This window comes from Thauera aminoaromatica, assembly GCF_000021765.1.
In the GTDB taxonomy this organism is placed as follows: Bacteria; Pseudomonadota; Gammaproteobacteria; order Burkholderiales; family Rhodocyclaceae; genus Thauera; species Thauera aminoaromatica.
The window spans coordinates 3,467,674-3,484,735 of the sequence record NC_011662.2 but is presented as its reverse complement, the minus strand read 5'-3'; the positions used below and the strand labels follow the sequence as shown (position 1 = coordinate 3,484,735).

Sequence of the window (17,062 nt, the reverse complement as noted above, 5' to 3'; positions counted from 1 at the left end):
GCGAATGCTTACTTCTTGCGCATCGGTGGCAGGTCGGTGCAGCTGCCGTGGGCCACTTCGGCGGCCATGCCCACCGTCTCACCCAGGGTCGGATGCGGGTGGATGGTCTTGCCGATGTCGGTGGCGTCGGCCCCCATCTCGATGGCCAGGCACACCTCGCCGATCATGTCGCCGGCCGACGGCCCGACGATGGTGCCGCCGATCACGCGGTGAGTCTCGGCGTCGAAGATCAGCTTGGTGAAGCCGTAGTCGGCGCCGTTGGCGATGGCGCGCCCGCTGGCCGCCCACGGGAACTTGGCGGTATCGACCTTCTTGCCCTCGGCCTTGGCCTGCGCCTCGGTGTAGCCGACCCAGGCCACTTCCGGATGGGTGTAGGCCACGCCCGGGATCACGGTGGCGTCGAAGGCCGCCTTATGGCCGGCTGCCACTTCCGCGGCGACGTGCCCCTCATGCACTGCCTTGTGGGCGAGCATGGGCTGGCCGACGATGTCGCCGATCGCGAAGATGTGCGGCACATTGGTGCGCATCTGCGCATCCACCGGGATGAAGCCGCGCTCGCCGACGATCACGCCCGCCTTCTCGGCGCCGATCTTGTTGCCGTTGGGCGAACGGCCTGCCGATTGCAGGATCATGTCGTAGCGCACCGGCTCGGCGGGGGCTTTCTCGCCCTCGAACTTCACCCACAGTCCGTCTTCCTTCGCTTCGACGGCGACGGTCTTGGTCTTGAGCATGATGTTGTCGAAGCGGTGGGCGTTCTGCTTCTCCCATACCTTGACGGCGTCGGCGTCCGGGCCCTGCATCAGGCGGTCGAGCATCTCGACCACGTCGATGCGGGCACCCAGCGTGGAGTACACCGTGGCCATCTCCAGGCCGATGATGCCGCCGCCGATCACGAGCATCTTGCCCGGCACCTGGCGCAGCTCGAGCGCGCCGGTGGAGTCGACGATGCGCGGGTCGCGCGGCAGGAAGGGCAGGTGCACCGCGGCCGAGCCGGCGGCGATGATGCAGTTCCTGAACTTCACCACCTTCTTCGTGCCGGTCTTGTCCTGGCTCGCGCCAGTGGTCTCCTCGATCTCGAGGTGGTTGGGGTCGAGGAAGCTGCCGTAGCCGCGCAGGATGTCGACCTTGCGCGCCTTGGCCATGCCGGAGAGCCCCCCGGTGAGCTTGCCGATCACGCCGTCCTTGTGCTTTCTGAGCGCATCGACGTCCACGCTCGGCTTGGCGAAGACGATACCCGCCTTGTCGACATGCTCTGCCTCCTCGATCACCGCTGCCACGTGCAGCAGCGCCTTGGACGGGATGCAGCCCACGTTCAGGCACACGCCGCCGAGCGTCGAATAGCGCTCGATGATCGCGGTCTTGAGGCCGAGGTCGGCGGCGCGGAAGGCCGCCGAGTAGCCGCCCGGGCCGGCGCCGAGCACGATCATGTCGTATTCGGCGTCGGCGCCGCCGGCGTGGCTCGCCGCCGCCGGGGCGGCGCTCGGCGTGGCCGCAGGAGCGGCGGAAGCCGCGGAGGGTGCAGGTGCGGAGGCCGGCGGGGAGGCAGGCGCCGTGTTCGCGGCTTGCGCCGCTCCTGCAGCGGCACTGGCGGCTTCGAGCCGGATCAGCACCGCGCCCTCGCCGACCTTGTCGCCCAGGTTGACCAGCACTTCCCTGACCACGCCCGCGGCGGAGGACGGCACGTCCATCGTGGCCTTGTCGGATTCCAGCGTGCAGATCGCATCGTCCACCGCGATGCTGTCGCCGACCTTCACGAACAGCTCGATCACCGGCACCGCATCGAAATCGCCGATGTCGGGCACCTTCACTTCAATCATTTGACTCATCTTCATCACCTCGTGAGGAGTTTCCGGAAGAGGAAGGCGTCGAGGGGAGGAGCTTTTCGCCCCCCGACCCCTCACGCCTCACTCCTCACCGTGTCAGAGCATCACCCGGCGGAAGTCCGCCAGCAGTTGCGCGAGGTACACGTTGAAGCGGGTGGCCAGCGCACCGTCGATGACGCGGTGGTCCGCGGTCAGCGACATCGGCAGCGTCAGGCGCGGCACGAAAGCCTTGCCGTCCCACACCGGCTTCATCACCGACTTGTTCACCCCGAGGATGGCCACTTCGGGCGCATTGACGATGGGTGCGAAGTAGGTACCGCCGATGCCGCCGAGCGAGCTGATCGTGAAGCACGCGCCCGACATGTCGGCCGGGCCGAGCTTGCCGTCACGCGCCTTCTTGGCGAGCGCGCCGGTCTCGGCGGCGATGTCGAACACGCTCTTCTTGTCGGCATCCTTCACCACCGGCACGACCAGGCCGTTGGGGGTGTCGGCCGCGAAGGCGATGTTGAAGTACTTCTTGTAGACCAGGTTGTCGCCATCGAGCGAGGTGTTGAACTCGGGGAACTCCTGCAGCGCGCGTACCGAGGCCTTGATGATGAAGGCGAGCATGGTGAGCTTCTTGCCCGACTTCTCGTACTCCTTGTTCATCTGCACCCGGAAGGCTTCCAGGTCGGTGATGTCGGCGTCCTCGTGGTAGGTCACCGCCGGGATCATCACCCAGTTGCGGGCGAGGTTCTGGCCGGAGATCTTCTTGATGCGCGAGAGCGGCTTGACCTCGATCTCGCCGAACTTGGCGAAGTCGACCTTGGGCCACGGCAGCAGATCCAGCCCGCCACCCAGGCTCGCGCCCGCCGCGGCGGCGGCCGGGGTCTTGCCCGGGACCACGCCGCTCGTCATCGCCGCCTTTATGAAGCCGGCGACGTCTTCCTTGAGGATACGACCCTTGGGACCGGTGGCCTTGACCTGGCCGAGATCGACGCCGAGCTCGCGCGCAAACGCGCGTACCGAGGGGCTGGCATGCACCTTGCCACCGAGCGTGACCGCAGACGGGGCGGCGGGCGAGGCGACCGGCATCGAGGTCGGGGCGCTCGCGCTCGGGCCGCCGTCGGCGAGCGGGGCGGCGCCGGGTGCGCCCGCAGGAGCGGCGCTTGCCGCGAGCGGAGCGGGCGCAGGCGCTGCATTCGCGCCTGCCGCTGCTCCCGCAGCGGCCGTCTCGACCTTGATCAGCACCTTGCCCTGGCCGACCTTGTCGCCGAGGGCGACCAGCACTTCCTTGACCACGCCGGCGGCCGACGACGGCACGTCCATCGTCGCCTTGTCCGATTCGAGCGTGGCGATCGCGTCGTCCACCTTGATGGTATCGCCCACCTTCACGAACAGCTCGATGATGGGCACGGCGTCGAAGTCGCCGATGTCGGGCACCACCACCTCGACCACGCCGCCACCGGCCGCCGCGGGGGCTGCCGGAGCGGGCGCCGCTGCAGGTGCGGCAGCGGGGGCTGCAGCGGACGCGGGTGCGGCGGCCGCAGCCGGCGCCGGGGCCGCCGCTGCGGCGCCCGCCGCCTCGAGCTTGATCAGCACCGTGCCCTCGGACACCTTGTCGCCGATCGCGACCAGCACTTCCTTGACCACGCCGGCGGCCGAGGACGGCACGTCCATGGTGGCCTTGTCGGATTCGAGCGTCGCGATCGCGTCGTCGACCTTGATGGTGTCGCCCACCTTCACGAACAGCTCGATCACCGGCACCGCGTCGAAATCGCCGATGTCGGGTACTTTCACTTCAATGAGTTGGCTCATGTTCTCAGTCTCCTTGCGCGCTCAGACCGACATCGGGTTCGGTTTGGACGGGTCGAGCTGGTACTTGACCATCGCCGCGGCGACCTTGTCGCGGCCGATCGTGCCCTCGTCGGCCAGCGCCTTCAGCGCGGCCAGCGTCACCCAGTGGCGATCCACCTCGAAGAAGTGGCGCAGCTGCTCGCGGGTGTCGGAGCGGCCGAAGCCGTCGGTGCCCAGCGTGACGTAAGTGCGGTCGAGCTGCGCGCGGATCTGCTCGGGGAACATGCGGATGTAGTCGGTGGCGGCGACGACCGGGCCTGCGAAGCCGGCGAGCTTCTGCTGCACGTGGGTCTTTCGCGGCTCTTCCATCGGGTGCAGCAGGTTCCAGCGCTCGACGTCGTGGCCGTTGCGGGCCAGCTCGTTGAAGCTGGGCGCGCCCCAGATGTCCGACTCCACGCCCCAGTCGGCCTTGAGCAGCTCGGCGGCGGCGATCACCTCGCGGAAGATCGTGCCCGAACCCATCAGCTGCACGCGCGGGGTCTTGGCCTGGCCGCCCTGGCGGAACAGGTACAGGCCTTTGAGGATGTCGGCCTCGGCGCCAACCGGCATCTCGGGATGTTCGTAGTTCTCGTTCATCACCGTGATGTAGTAATACACGTCCTCCTGCTCGGCGAACATGCGGCGCAGGCCGTCCTGCACGATCACCGCGACCTCGTACTGGAAGGTCGGGTCGTAGCTGATGCAGTTGGGGATCATGTTGGCCATGATCAGGCTGTGGCCGTCCTCGTGCTGCAGGCCTTCGCCGTTCAGGGTCGTGCGCCCGGCGGTGCCCCCGATCAGGAAGCCGCGGGTGCGCTGGTCGGCGGCCGCCCAGCACAGGTCCATGGTGCGCTGCAGGCCGAACATGGAATAGAAGATGTAGAACGGGATCATCTGCACGTTGTGCACGCTGTAGGCGGTGCCCGCGGCGATCCAGTCGGCCATCGCGCCGGCCTCGTTGATGCCTTCCTGCAGCACCTGGCCGGTCTTGCTCTCCTTGTAGAACATGAGCTGGTCATGGTCTTCCGGCACGTAGTTCTGGCCTTGCTGGTTCCATATGCCGTACTGGCGGAACATGCCCTCCATGCCGAAGGTGCGGCTTTCGTCCGGGACGATCGGCACGACATGCTTGCCGATCTGCTTGTCCTTCAACAGCGTGTTCATGATGCGCACCACCGCCATGGTGGTCGACAGCTCGCGGCCCTCGCCCGAGGCCTTGAGCAGCGCGGCGAAGGTGTCCAGGCCCGGGATCTCGAGCGCGGCGGCCTTGCGCCGGCGCTGCGGCAGGAAGCCGCCCAGGTCCATGCGGTGCTTGAGCAGGTACTTGTGCTCGGGAGAGTCCTCGGCGAACTTCAGGTAGGGCAGTGCCTCGAGCTGGTCGTCGGGCACCGGCAGGCCGAAGCGGTCGCGGAAGCGGCGGATGGCCTCGACGTCCATCTTTTTCTGCTGGTGCGAGATGTTCATCGCCTCGCCGGCCTGGCCCATGCCGAAGCCCTTGATGGTCTTGGCCAGGATCAGCGTGGGCTGCCCCTTGTGCTCGTTGGCGGCCTTGTAGGCGGAGAAGATCTTGAAGAGATCGTGGCCGCCGCGGTTCAGGTTCCACACCTGCTCGTCGGTCCAGTCGGCCACCAGCGCGCGCAGCTCGGGCGTGTTGAAGAAGTGCTCGCGCACGTAGGCGCCGTCCTTGGCCTTGAAGGTCTGATACTCGCCGTCGCACAACTCCATCATGCGCTGCTTGAGGATGCCCTTCTTGTCGCGGGCGAAGAGCGCGTCCCAGTGCGTGCCCCAGATCACCTTGATGACGTTCCAGCCCGCGCCGCGGAACTCGGACTCGAGCTCCTGGATGATCTTGCCGTTGCCGCGCACCGGACCATCGAGGCGCTGCAGGTTGCAGTTGATCACGAAGACGAGGTTGTCCAGGCCCTCGCGGCCGGCCATGCCGATCGCGCCCAGCGATTCGACCTCGTCGGTCTCGCCGTCGCCCAGGAAGGCCCACACCTTGCGCTGCTGCGCGCGTGCCGGATCGATCAGGCCGCGGCTGGCCAGGTATTTCATGAAGCGCGCCGAGTAGATCGCGCACAGCGGACCCAGGCCCATCGACACGGTGGGGAACTGCCAGAAGTCGGGCATCAGCCAGGGGTGCGGGTAGGACGAGATGCCCTTGCCGCCCACTTCCTGGCGGAAGCTGTCCATCTGTTCTTCGGTCAGACGGCCCAGCATGAACGCGCGCGCATACACGCCCGGCACCGAGTGGCCCTGGAAGTAGATCAGGTCGCCGTCGTGCGCCTCGGAGGGCGCGTGCCAGAAGTGCGAGAAGCCCACGTCGTAGAGCGCCGCCGCCGAGGCGAAGGAGGCGATGTGACCGCCCACGTTGGTGTCCTTGTTCGCCCGCACCACCATCGCCATCGCGTTCCAGCGGATGTAGGAGTGGATCTTGATCTCCAGATCCGGATCGCCCGGGTAGGGCGGCTGGCGCTCGGCCGGAATCGTGTTGATGTACTCGGTCGTGGCCGAGTAGGGGATGTTCACCCCCTCCTGGCGCGCCGTGGCGATCAGGGTCTCGATCAGGTAGTGGGCGCGCTCGGGGCCTTCGTGTTCGACGACGGCGGCGAGCGCGTCCAGCCATTCCTTCGTTTCCTGCGCATCCGTGTCGGTTTGCGGGAGAACGGTGCTGATTCCGGTCATGGTTTGTCTCCTCATGACGTTCAGTTGGCGATTCCTGTCTGGCGGGACAGGCGGGTTGTTGGTTACGGGCACGACCATGCCGGCTGCCGCACGGTCAGCGTTTCAAAATATAAAACGTCTTTTCGCAATGTGCAATATGTTTTCACCTGGTGAACACGAAATCGGCTCCCTGATCGCTCGCGCTCATGGTCCCGGCCTCTCCGGCGCCGCCTCGTGGGCGAACACCACGGCGCCGTCGCGGATCTCGCCGAGGTGGATCTGGCGCGCGCTGCGCAGGGTTTCGTGGTTGTCGCGGGAGAAGGGGCGGCGATAGCGCATGATCACGCCATCGACCTCCGCATCCAGGTTTTCGAGCGCCTCGCGGATGCGCGGACCGTCGAGGCTGCCGGCCTGGCGGATCGCCGCGGCGAGCAGCTGCATCGAGTCGTAGCCCTGTGCGGCCGCCGGTGGCACCGGGATACGCACGCTGCCGGTGGCGCGCTCCCACGCCGCGAGGAAGGCCGCCTGCGCCGGGCTGCGTGCCTCGGCGATGAAGGTCTGTGGCATGCGTGCGCCCTCGGCGTTGCGGCCGGCGAGTTCGATGAAGCTCGACATGGCCAGCGTCCAGCTGCCGATGATCGGCACCTGCCATCCGAGGCGGGCCATCGAGTTGGCGATGTGGGCGAGCTCGGGGCCGATGCCATAGGTGAGCACGGCTTGCGCACCGGCGGCGCGTGCGCGTTCGAGCTGCGGTCGCATGTCGGTCTCGCGCAATTGGAAGCGCTCGACCACCACCGCGGTCCGCCCGCGCGTGCCCAGGGCTGCGATGAGATCCTGGCTTCCCAGCACCCCGTAGTTGGTGGCGTCGTGCAGGATCGCGAGCCGGGTCAGGCCGCGCCGGCCGACAGCCTCCTCGACGATCACCGCGGCCTGCAAGGTGTCGCTGGCGGAGACGCGGAACACGTAGTTCTCGGTGAAATCGGGGGGCTGGAACTGCTTGGTGATCAGCGAGCCGGTGGCGACCGAGGTGATCACCGGGATGCGCGCCATCTGGTAATGGCGCTGGCTGGCGAGCGCGACACCGGTATTGACGATGCCCAGTCCGGCGGTGACACGTTCGCGATGGATGAAGTCGCGCACGATCTGCGCACCAAGCTCGTTGCTCGCCTCGTCGTCGCGCTCGACGAGCTCGATGCGCCGACCGAGCAGGCCGCCGCCGGCGTTGAGCTCCTCGGCGGCGATGCGGATGCCCTCGCGCATCGACAGCCCCATCGGCGCCGACGGACCGGAGAAGGGCCCCGACACGCCCACCCGGATCGGTGCCCGCTCGCCGCCGCTCGGGCGTGCGCCCGCGCCCACGGCCTCTGCCGGGACGGCCTGTGCCGACAACTGCGGCGCCAGGAGCAGAAGCGTCACGAAGGCGCGCCCGAGCAGCGCGAGGAAGGGTTTCATCCTTGCACTGTAGGCAGCGTGAACAAGCGCACAAATTGGCGGAAACCCCATCGCCGTCTGCTGCGCTGCCGCATCCACACCGGGTATGCGTCCCCCGATCAGGGTTACACCGGATGACGCGGGCGGTCGCGCTCGACAACAATCCTGCTCCCGATCCGCCTCCCCGCGCCGCTCGTCCGGCCATCCTCCATGCAAGCCTCCGCCGCCGCCCGGGCGACCCTGTCGCGCTGGTACTGGGCCATGCCCTATCTCGCGGTGACCGTGCTCGCGCTGTCGATGCTCGCGGTCGTCTGGCTGCTGCAGGCGCGCGAGACCGCGGTCGAGCGCGACGCGCTCGCGCGCGACCTGCAGTGGACCGAGCAGTCGATCCGGCGCGCCATGCTCACCACCGAGGAGTTTCTCGTCCAGCTCGCGCGCGACCTGTCGGCGGGCACGCTCGACCACGACGACTTCCAGCTGCGCGCCAACGAGCATCTGGCGATCAACCCCGCGCTCGCCAACCTCGCCTGGGTGGACCGCGAGCACGTGATCGCCTGGTCGGCGCCCTTCGACACCCGTGACCTGCTCGCCGGCGAGATCCTCGTGGATGACCAGGTGGAGGCCTTCCAGAACAGCGCCCTGTCCGCCCGCCTGACCTACGGCCGGCCCTACATCGACGCGCGCGGCAGCGCGGTGATCGAGGTGTACGCGCCCGTGCTGCGGCGCGGCGATTCGCTCGGTGCGATCGTCGCCGTGTATTCGATCGAGCGCATGCTGAGCCGGCTGGTGCCGGCGCGCTTTGCCGAAAAATACCGGCTTGCGGTGCTCGACCGCGATGGCGGCGTGCTGACCCTCAGCTCGGCCCTGCCGCCCGCGCAGGAGGCGCTCTCGCTTACCCTCGCGCTCGATCCGCCGGGCAACGGCCTCGCGCTGCAGGCGATGGCCTTCCGGCCCGGTGGGGCGGTGCTGCGCTACCTGCCGGCGGTGCTCATCGTGGGGCTGTCGCTGCTGGTGCTGTGGAGCCTGTGGACGCTGCGCCGCCACGTGCAGCGCCGGGTGCGGGTGGAGAAGGAGCGCGACCAGCTCTTCGACCTTTCGCTCGACCTCTTGTGCGTCATCGATCTCGATGGTCGTTTCGGGCGCTGCAACCCGGCCTTCGAGCGCGTGCTCGGGCACGACCCCCGGAGCCTGCCCGGGTGCTCGCTGATCGACTTCGTGCATCCCGAGGACGTTTCCGAGACGCTGGCGATGTTGCGCCGCCTCGCCGGCGGCGAACCGGTGCGCTTCGAGACGCGCTGCCGCTGTGCCGACGGCAGCTACAAATGGCTGATGTGGAGCATCAACCCGGTACGCGAGGAGCGTCTGGTCTACGCCGTGGCGCACGACGTCACCGGACGCAAGGCCACCGAGGACGCGCTGCGCGCCGAGTCCGCCTTCCGCAAGGCGATGGAGGACTCGGTCGTCACCGGCCTGCGCGCGATCGACCTGTCGGGACGCATCATCTATGTGAACACCGCCTTCTGCCGCATGATCGGCTTCGACGAGGACGAGCTCGTCGGCGCCGGGCCGCCCTTTCCCTATTGGCCACCCGAGCAGCTCGCCGAATGCGAGCGCAACCTGTCGATGACCCTGTCGGGGCGCGCGCCGCGCAGCGGCTTCGAGATGCGCATCCTGCGCAAGAACGGCGAGCGCTTCGATGCGCGCTTCTACCTTTCCCCGCTGATCGACCTCACCGGCCGGCAGACCGGCTGGATGGCCTCGATCACCGACATCACCGAGCCCAAGCGCGTGCGCGCCGCGCTCGAGTCGGCGCACGAGCGCTTCGAGGCGGTGCTCGACGGCCTCGACGCCGCGGTGTTCGTGGCCGACGCGCGCACCGACGAGATCCTCTTCGCCAACCTCGCCTTCAAGCGCATCCATGGTTTCGACGCGGTCGGGCGCACCGTGCGCGGGGTGGCGGTGCCGCAGCCCGAGCGCGGCGACTACCGCGTCGATCCGCGCAACCTGTCGCCCGCCGACGTGCCGCGCGAGCTCTTCGACGGCGAATTGCTGCACCCGCAGTCGGGGCGCTGGTACCACGTGCGCGAGCAGGCCACACGCTGGGTGGACGGGCGCGTGGTGCGCATGGGGATCGCCACCGACATCACCGACCGCAAGCAGACCGCCGCGGTGGCGCGCGAGCAGGAGGAGCGCCTGCAGCGCACTTCGCGCCTGATCACCATGGGCGAGATGGCCTCGACGCTGGCGCACGAGCTCAACCAGCCGCTGGCGGCGATCGCGAACTACTGCGCCGGTTCGGTGACGCGGCTGCAGTCGGGCAAGGCGAGGACCGAGGACGTGCTCGCGGCGATGCAGAAGGCGAGCTTCCAGGCCGAGCGCGCCGGCAAGATCATCCGCCGCGTGCGCGAGTTCGTGAAGAAGAGCGAGCCGCAGCGCTGCGCGGTCGACCTCGTCGAGGTGCTGGAGGACGCGATCGGCTTCGCCGACATCGACGCCCACCGCACCCGCATCCGCATCCACACGGAGCTCGAGCCCGGGCTGCCGCCGGTGTACGCCGACCGCATCATGATCGAGCAGGTGCTGCTCAACCTGATCCGCAACGGCCTCGACGCCATGGCCGACGCCTTGCCCGAGGCGCGCGTGCTGACGGTGCGGGTGCGCACCGTCGGCGCGGACGCGGTCGAGGTCGCGGTGATCGACCGCGGCCACGGCATCAGCGAGGAGGGCAGGGCGCAGCTGTTCACGCCCTTCTACACCACCAAGGCCGAGGGCATGGGCATGGGGCTCAACATCTGCCGCTCGATCGTCGAGTTCCACAACGGCAGATTGCTGGTCGACGCCAACCCCGAAGGCGGTACCATATTCACGTTTACCCTGCCGACGGAGTCCGCAATTGAGCGCAGTGCCCGCAGCGCCTGACCAGATCGTACATGTCGTCGACGACGACGAAGCCCTGCGCGACTCGCTCGCCTGGATGCTGGAGGCCAACGGCCACGCGGTCGCGGTGCACGAGTCGGGCGAGGCCTTCCTCGCCGCCTGCACGCCGGAGATGACCGGCTGCGTGCTGCTCGACGTGCGCATGCCGGGCATGAGCGGGCTGGAGGTGTTCGAGGAGCTCGGGCGGCGGCGCTGCGGGCTGCCGGTGGTGTTCATCACCGGCCACGGCGACGTGCCGATGGCGGTGTCCGCGCTCAAGCAGGGCGCGGTGGATTTCGTCGAGAAACCCTTCGGCGAGCGCGAGATGCTGCGCGTGGTCGAGCAGTGCCTGCGCCTCGAGCGCGAGACCCGCGACCGCCGCCTGCAGGAGGCCGACACCGCGCGCCGGCTCGGGCTGCTCACCCAGCGCGAGCGCGAGGTGCTCGAGCTGATCATCGTCGGCAAGCTGAACAAGCAGATCGCCGACGTGCTCGGCATCAGCATCAAGACCGTCGAGGTGCATCGCGCGCGCGTGATGGAGAAGATGGGCGCGCATTCGCTCGCCGAACTCGTCCAGCACGTGGTGGTACTCGAACCCGGCGCCGTTCCGCGCTGACCCCGGCGCGTGCCGACGGGCGATCTCCGCGCCCGCATGCGCAGGAACTTTCTTCCACCCGGGCGGCTCCGCTGTGGGGGTGTGCCGTGTGCGATCGCCCCGTTTTGCCGAAAGCCCCTTCCAACCGGCTGGACCCCGCCGCCGCATGACCGGAATCAACGCGCTCTTCCTGCTCACCGGCCTGCTGCTGTTCATCAGCGTGCTCGCCAGCACCATCTCCGCCCGGCTCGGCTTGCCGCTGCTGCTGCTCTTTCTCGGCGTCGGCATGCTCGCCGGCGAGGACGGGCCGGGCGGCATCGTCTTCGAGGACTTCTTCATCGCCTCGCTGATCGCGCAGGCGGCGCTCTCGGTGATCCTGCTCGACGGCGGCCTGCGCACGCGGGTGAGCAGCTTCCGGGTGGCGCTGAGGCCGGCCGCGGTGCTGGCCAGCTGGGGCGTGATCGGTACGGCGGCCCTGCTCGGCGTGTTCGCCACCTGGCTCCTCGATGTCGACTGGCGGCTGGGCATGCTGCTCGCGGCGATCGTCGGCTCGACCGATGCGGCCGCGGTGTTCGCGCTCCTGCGCAACAGCGGCGTCCGCCTCAACGAGCGCGTCCAGGCCACGCTGGAGATCGAGTCCGGTGCCAACGATCCGATGGCGATCCTGCTCGTTACCGCCATGGTCGGCACGCTGCTGCAGCCCGAGACCGCCACGCTCGGCAGTTTCGTCTGGATGCTGGCGAGCCAGCTCGGACTCGGCGCCATCCTCGGCCTTGCCGGGGGCTGGGTGCTGTCGCGGCTGATGATGCGGCTGGCGCTGCCCGACGGGCTGTATGCGTTGCTGATCCTGTCCGGCGGCACCTTGGTTTTCGCGGCGACCAACCTGCTGAACGGCAGCGGCTTTCTCGCCGTGTACCTGGCAGGCATCGTCGTCGGCAACCGCCGCAGCCATGCCACCGAGCACGTCCTGCGGGTGATGGACGGCCTGGCCTGGCTCGCCCAGGCGGGCATGTTCGTCGTGCTGGGGCTGCTGGTGACACCGTCGAAGATGATCGATCATGCCGCCGAGGCGCTGGCGATGGCGGTGTTCCTGATGCTGGTGGCGCGGCCGCTGGCGGTGGCGATCGGGCTGCTGCCCTTCCGCTATCCGCGCAACGAGCTCCTCTACGTGAGCTGGGTGGGCCTGCGCGGCGCGGTGCCGGTGGTGCTCGCGATCGTGCCGGTGGTGATGGGCGTGCCCGATTCGCAACTGCTGTTCAACGTCGCCTTCGCGGTGGTGCTGCTGTCCTTGCTGGTTCAGGGCGCGACCGTGCCGCTGGCGGCGCGCTGGCTGGGTGTCGAGGTGCCGCCGCGCGACGAGCCGCGTGACAAGCGCGAGGTGTGGGTGGGCGAGGCGGCGGCGGTGGACATGCTGGAGTTCTGCGTCGCGGCCGGCGCCAAGGCCGACGGGCGCCATCCCGACGAGCTCGGCACCGACCATCCCGGCCACGACGTGCGCTGCGTGGCCTTGGTGCGCGAGGGCAGCCTGCACCGCCTGACCCCCGACACCCGCCTGCGTCCTGGCGACTCGGTGTGGATGATCGCGCCCGACGAAATCTCCGAACAGCTCGCGCGCACTTTCGCCGGCAGTCGCGGCGAACTCACCGCCAACGCCAGCTTCTTCGGCGAGTTCGTGGTCGACCCCGACAGCCGTGCGAGCGACCTCGCCGACGCCTACGGCCTGCGCATCGCGGAGGCCGAGCGCGAGCTGGCGATGGGCGAGTTGCTCGCCGTCCGCCTCGGCCGCCCGCCAGTGGTCGGCGACCGCGTCGACATCGGTGCCTTCGCGCTCACGGTGCGCGAGATGGGCGACAAGGGCCGCATCACCGCCCTCGGCCTCAAGTGCCCGCCGTTCGGCGGAGGGCGTTGAGGCGGGCCGCATTGGCCGCACGATGCCGACCCGAATCCGCCGTACGGGCCGCCGCCGCCGCGATGCTGTAAAATCGCGGTTTTTTTCGGGGGCTTGAAGGATGACCGCTCGCATCATCGACGGCAACGCGCTGTCCGCGCGCGTGCGCGGCGAAATCGCCGAACGTGCGGCCGCGCTCACGGCGCTTGGCGTGCAACCCTGCCTGGCGGTGATGCTGGTGGGCGCCGACCCGGCCTCGGCGGTCTACGTGCGCAACAAGGTCGCCGGCTGCGAGAAGGCCGGCATCCGCTCGCTGCGCTTCGACTACCCCGAGACCGCCACCCAGGCCGAGGTCATGGCCAAGCTCGCCGAGCTCAACGCCGACCCCGCGGTGCATGGCATCCTGGTGCAGCTGCCGCTGCCGAAGCATCTCGACGAGACCGCGGTGCTCGAGGCGATCGACCTCAAGAAGGACGTCGACGGCTTCCACGCCGAGAACGTCGGCCGCCTGTCGCAGTGCCGCGAGGCCTTCATCCCGTGCACGCCGCACGGTGTCATGAAGATGCTCGAGTCCAGCGGCACGCCGGTGCAGGGGGCCGAGGCGGTGGTGATCGGGCGCTCGAACATCGTCGGCAAGCCGATGGCCACGCTGCTGACCAACGCTGGCGCCACCGTCACCGTGTGCCACTCCAGGACGAAGGACCTCGCCTTCCACACCCGCCGCGCCGACATCCTGGTGGCGGCGATCGGCAAGCCGCGCTTCGTCACCGGCGACATGATCAAGCCGGGCGCCACCGTGATCGACGTCGGCATCAATCGCCTCCAGGACGGCCCCGACGCCGGCAAGCTGTGTGGCGACGTGGATTTTGAGTCGGCCAGGGAAGTCGCCGGCGCGATCACCCCGGTGCCGGGCGGCGTGGGGCCGATGACCATCACCATGCTGCTGGAAAACACCGTGATTTCCGCCGAACGCGCCGCGAGCGATCGCAAGCTCGCGGCCGGCAAGTGAGGACTGCGAGATGAACGAAACCCAACCCGTCGTCGGCATCATCATGGGCTCCAACTCCGACTGGCCCACGATGAAGGCGGCCGCGAAGATGCTGGAAGACTTCGGCGTGCCCTTCGAGGCCAAGGTCGTCTCCGCCCACCGCACCCCCGACCTGATGTTCGAGTACGCCGAGGCCGCGCGCAGCCGCGGGCTCAAGGCGATCATCGCGGGCGCCGGCGGTGCGGCCCACCTGCCGGGCATGGTCGCGGCCAAGACCACGCTGCCGGTGCTCGGTGTGCCGGTGCAGTCGAAGGCGCTGTCGGGGCAGGACTCGTTGCTCTCCATCGTGCAGATGCCCAAGGGCATCCCGGTCGCCACCTTCGCCATCGGCGAGGCGGGCGCGGCCAACGCGGGCCTCTTCGCGGTGGCGCTGCTCGCGGTCGAGGATGCCGTGCTGGCGCACAAGCTCGCCGACTTCCGTGCCCGCCAGACCCAGGCGGTGCTCGACATGACCCTGGATTGAGCGTCGCATCATGATCCTCCCGCCTGCCACCCTGGGCATGCTCGGCGGCGGCCAGCTCGGCCGCTTTTTCGTTTCGGCCGCGCACGAGATGGGCTACAAGGTCTGGGTGCTCGACCCCGATCCGCACAGCCCCGCCGGCCTCGTCGCCGACCGCCACCTGGTCGCCGCCTACGACGACTACGTCGCCCTCGACAGCCTGGGCAACGAATGCGCTGCGGTGACCACCGAGTTCGAGAACGTCCCCGCCGACACGCTCGACTACCTGACCAAGTTCATCCCGGTACACCCGGCGGCGAGCGCGGTCGCGGTGTGCCAGAACCGCATCGCCGAAAAGACCTTCCTCGCCGACAACGGCCTGCCGCACGGCCCCTTCGCGGTCGTCCGCAGCGAGGACGACGTGCGCGCAGCCAATGCCGGGCTGTTCCCCGCCATCCTCAAGGTGGCCCGCTTCGGCTACGACGGCAAGGGCCAGTCCCGCGTCGCCGACCGCGACGAGGCGCTCGCCGCCTTCCAGCACTTCAAGGGCGAGCCCTGCGTGCTGGAGAAGATGCTGGCGCTGGACTACGAGGTGTCGGTGGTGCTGGCGCGCGACGAGGCGGGCAATGTGCGCGCCTTCCCGACCGGCGAGAACCGCCACCGCAACGGCATCCTCGACGTGACCATCGCGCCGGCGCGCGCGTCGGCCTTCCCCAGTGAGGGTACGCAACTGAGCGCGCAGGAGATCGCCGAGCGCATCGCCGGCAAGCTCGGCTACGTCGGCACGCTGGGGGTGGAGTTCTTCGTCTGCCGCGGCGAGCTGGTGGTGAACGAGATGGCCCCGCGCCCGCACAACAGCGGCCACCACACCATCGACGCCTGCGACGCCAGCCAGTACGAGCAGCAGGTGAGGGCGCTGTGCGGCCTGCCGCTGGCCACTCCGCGCCAGCATTCGGCGGCGGTGATGGTGAATCTGCTTGGCGAGCTGTGGTACGAGGATGGCAAGGGCCATGGTGCCTACCGCGAGCCCGACTGGTCGGTGCTGCACGCGGTGCCCGGCCTGCGCCTGCATCTCTACGGCAAGCACCACGCCCGCCCGGGGCGCAAGATGGGCCATTTCGTGGTGATCGGCGACGATGCCGCCGTGGTGCTCGAGCGCGCGCTCGCCGCGCGTGCCGCGATCGGCATCCGCGACGAGTGAGCGCCGGCCGATGAGTACCCCCGGGGCCGGACGGCGCGGCCGCATCGAATCCTCCACGCCCGCCGCGATCGCCGAGGCTGCTGCCCTGCTGCGTGCGGGCGAACTCGTCGGCATGCCGACCGAGACGGTCTACGGGCTGGCCGCCGACGCGCTCGACCCCGAGGCGGTGAAGAAAATCTTCGCCGCCAAGGGCCGTCCCGCCGACCACCCGCTGATCGTGCACCTGCCCTCGGTCGAGCACCTGCCGCAGTGGGCCGCCGCCATCCCCAAGGACGCGCTCGCGCTCGCGCGCGCCTTCTGGCCCGGCCCGCTGACGCTGATCCTGAAGCGCACACCCGACGTACCCGACGAAGTCACCGGCGGGCAGGACACGGTCGGCGTGCGCGTGCCCGCGCACCCGGTCGCGCTCGCCCTGCTGCGGGCCTTCGACGGCGGGCTGGCCGCGCCCAGCGCCAACCGCTTCGGCCGTATCAGCCCCACCACCGCCGCGCATGTGCATGAAGAACTCGGCGAGCGCGTGGCGATGATCCTCGACGGCGGTGCCTGCGCGGTCGGCATCGAATCCACCATCCTCGACTTCTCGCGCGACGTGCCGGAGATCCTGCGCCCGGGCGCGATCACGCCCGAGGACATCGCGCGCGTCATCGGCCGCCGGCCGCGGGTGCCGGGCGAGTCGGTCGCGGAAACCGCTTCCGCGCGGGCAGGGCAGTGCGGCGACGCGTCCGGACTCGCGGAAGCCGCCGCCCCCAACGCCGCAGCCGATGCAGCGCAGCCCGCTCCGCGCGTCTCCGGCGCACTCGCCGCCCATTACGCCCCGCGCACCCCGCTGCGCCTGGTCGAGCCCGCGCTGCTCGCCGACGAGGCCGCCGCGCTGGCGGGCGAGGGCAGCCGCGTCGCAGTGCTCGCCCACTCAACCTCCGATCCGCGTGACGCCCGCCTGAGCTGGCGCAGCCTGCCGGCCGATCCCGCCGCCTACGCCCAGGGCCTGTACGCCAGCCTGCGCGCCCTCGACGGCGTCGGCGCCGACTTAATCCTGATCGAAGCGCTCCCCGGCGGCCCCGGCTGGCGCGCCGTCGCCGACCGCCTCGGCCGCGCCGCCGTCGGCTCCGGCGCAACTGACTAGCCCTGCCGCGCCCTCGCGCTACCTGCCCCGCAGGAGCGACGCAAGTCGCGATGACGGCCTCCGAGCCTTCGCCGACGCCTCATCACCGCCCCACCGCCGGATCGCGACTCGCGTCGCTC

Annotated in this window: 11 protein-coding genes; 7 read left to right on the top strand and 4 right to left on the bottom strand. The window is 69.5% G+C overall.

Features of this window, described 5'->3' with window-relative positions:
• Positions 1 to 8 precede the first annotated feature (8 nt).
• From lpdA to TMZ1T_RS15345, 4 genes are all read right to left on the bottom strand, one after another.
• Entirely contained in the window at positions 9 to 1,826 is a 1,818-nt protein-coding gene (gene lpdA / locus TMZ1T_RS15360; RefSeq protein ID WP_012585860.1) for a dihydrolipoyl dehydrogenase, read from the bottom strand.
• A gap of 93 nt (positions 1,827 to 1,919) precedes the next feature.
• The gene (aceF, locus tag TMZ1T_RS15355; RefSeq protein WP_012585859.1) at positions 1,920 to 3,620 is read right to left on the bottom strand and encodes a dihydrolipoyllysine-residue acetyltransferase; all 1,701 of its coding nucleotides are present in this window, start codon (positions 3,618 to 3,620) and stop codon (positions 1,920 to 1,922) included.
• A 21-nt stretch (positions 3,621 to 3,641) separates the two neighbouring features.
• A complete protein-coding gene (aceE, locus tag TMZ1T_RS15350; protein ID WP_004298194.1) occupies positions 3,642 to 6,323 on the bottom strand; it encodes a pyruvate dehydrogenase (acetyl-transferring), homodimeric type in 2,682 nt (893 codons plus the stop codon).
• A gap of 183 nt (positions 6,324 to 6,506) precedes the next feature.
• Positions 6,507 to 7,754 carry an ABC transporter substrate-binding protein gene (locus tag TMZ1T_RS15345; RefSeq protein ID WP_004298192.1) on the bottom strand — a complete coding sequence of 416 codons (1,248 nt, stop codon included), beginning with the start codon at positions 7,752 to 7,754 and terminating at the stop codon, positions 6,507 to 6,509.
• Between the two features lie 189 nt (positions 7,755 to 7,943).
• Between TMZ1T_RS15345 and TMZ1T_RS15340 the strand changes: the two genes are divergently transcribed.
• From TMZ1T_RS15340 to TMZ1T_RS15310, 7 genes are all read left to right on the top strand, one after another.
• Positions 7,944 to 10,652: a PAS domain S-box protein gene (locus TMZ1T_RS15340; RefSeq protein WP_012585858.1), complete on the top strand. Its 2,709-nt coding sequence runs from the start codon at positions 7,944 to 7,946 to the stop codon at positions 10,650 to 10,652.
• The gene (locus TMZ1T_RS15335; protein WP_012585857.1) at positions 10,627 to 11,265 is read left to right on the top strand and encodes a response regulator transcription factor; all 639 of its coding nucleotides are present in this window, start codon (positions 10,627 to 10,629) and stop codon (positions 11,263 to 11,265) included. Before TMZ1T_RS15340 ends, TMZ1T_RS15335 begins: the two co-directional genes overlap by 26 nt.
• Positions 11,266 to 11,410: 145 nt before the next feature.
• Complete coding sequence (locus TMZ1T_RS15330; RefSeq protein WP_004298187.1) at positions 11,411 to 13,153, top strand: potassium/proton antiporter; 1,743 nt, start codon at positions 11,411 to 11,413, stop codon at positions 13,151 to 13,153.
• A 100-nt stretch (positions 13,154 to 13,253) separates the two neighbouring features.
• A complete protein-coding gene (gene folD, locus TMZ1T_RS15325; protein WP_004298184.1) occupies positions 13,254 to 14,141 on the top strand; it encodes a bifunctional methylenetetrahydrofolate dehydrogenase/methenyltetrahydrofolate cyclohydrolase FolD in 888 nt (295 codons plus the stop codon).
• Positions 14,142 to 14,151: 10 nt separating this feature from the next.
• On the top strand, positions 14,152 to 14,643 hold the full coding sequence (gene purE, locus TMZ1T_RS15320; protein ID WP_004298182.1) for a 5-(carboxyamino)imidazole ribonucleotide mutase: 492 nt from the start codon (positions 14,152 to 14,154) through the stop codon (positions 14,641 to 14,643).
• Positions 14,644 to 14,653: 10 nt separating this feature from the next.
• Positions 14,654 to 15,820, top strand: coding sequence for a 5-(carboxyamino)imidazole ribonucleotide synthase (locus tag TMZ1T_RS15315; protein WP_004298181.1), 1,167 nt, complete (start codon positions 14,654 to 14,656; stop codon positions 15,818 to 15,820).
• A 10-nt stretch (positions 15,821 to 15,830) separates the two neighbouring features.
• Complete coding sequence (locus TMZ1T_RS15310) at positions 15,831 to 16,943, top strand: L-threonylcarbamoyladenylate synthase (protein WP_004298179.1); 1,113 nt, start codon at positions 15,831 to 15,833, stop codon at positions 16,941 to 16,943.
• Positions 16,944 to 17,062: the final 119 nt, after the last annotated feature.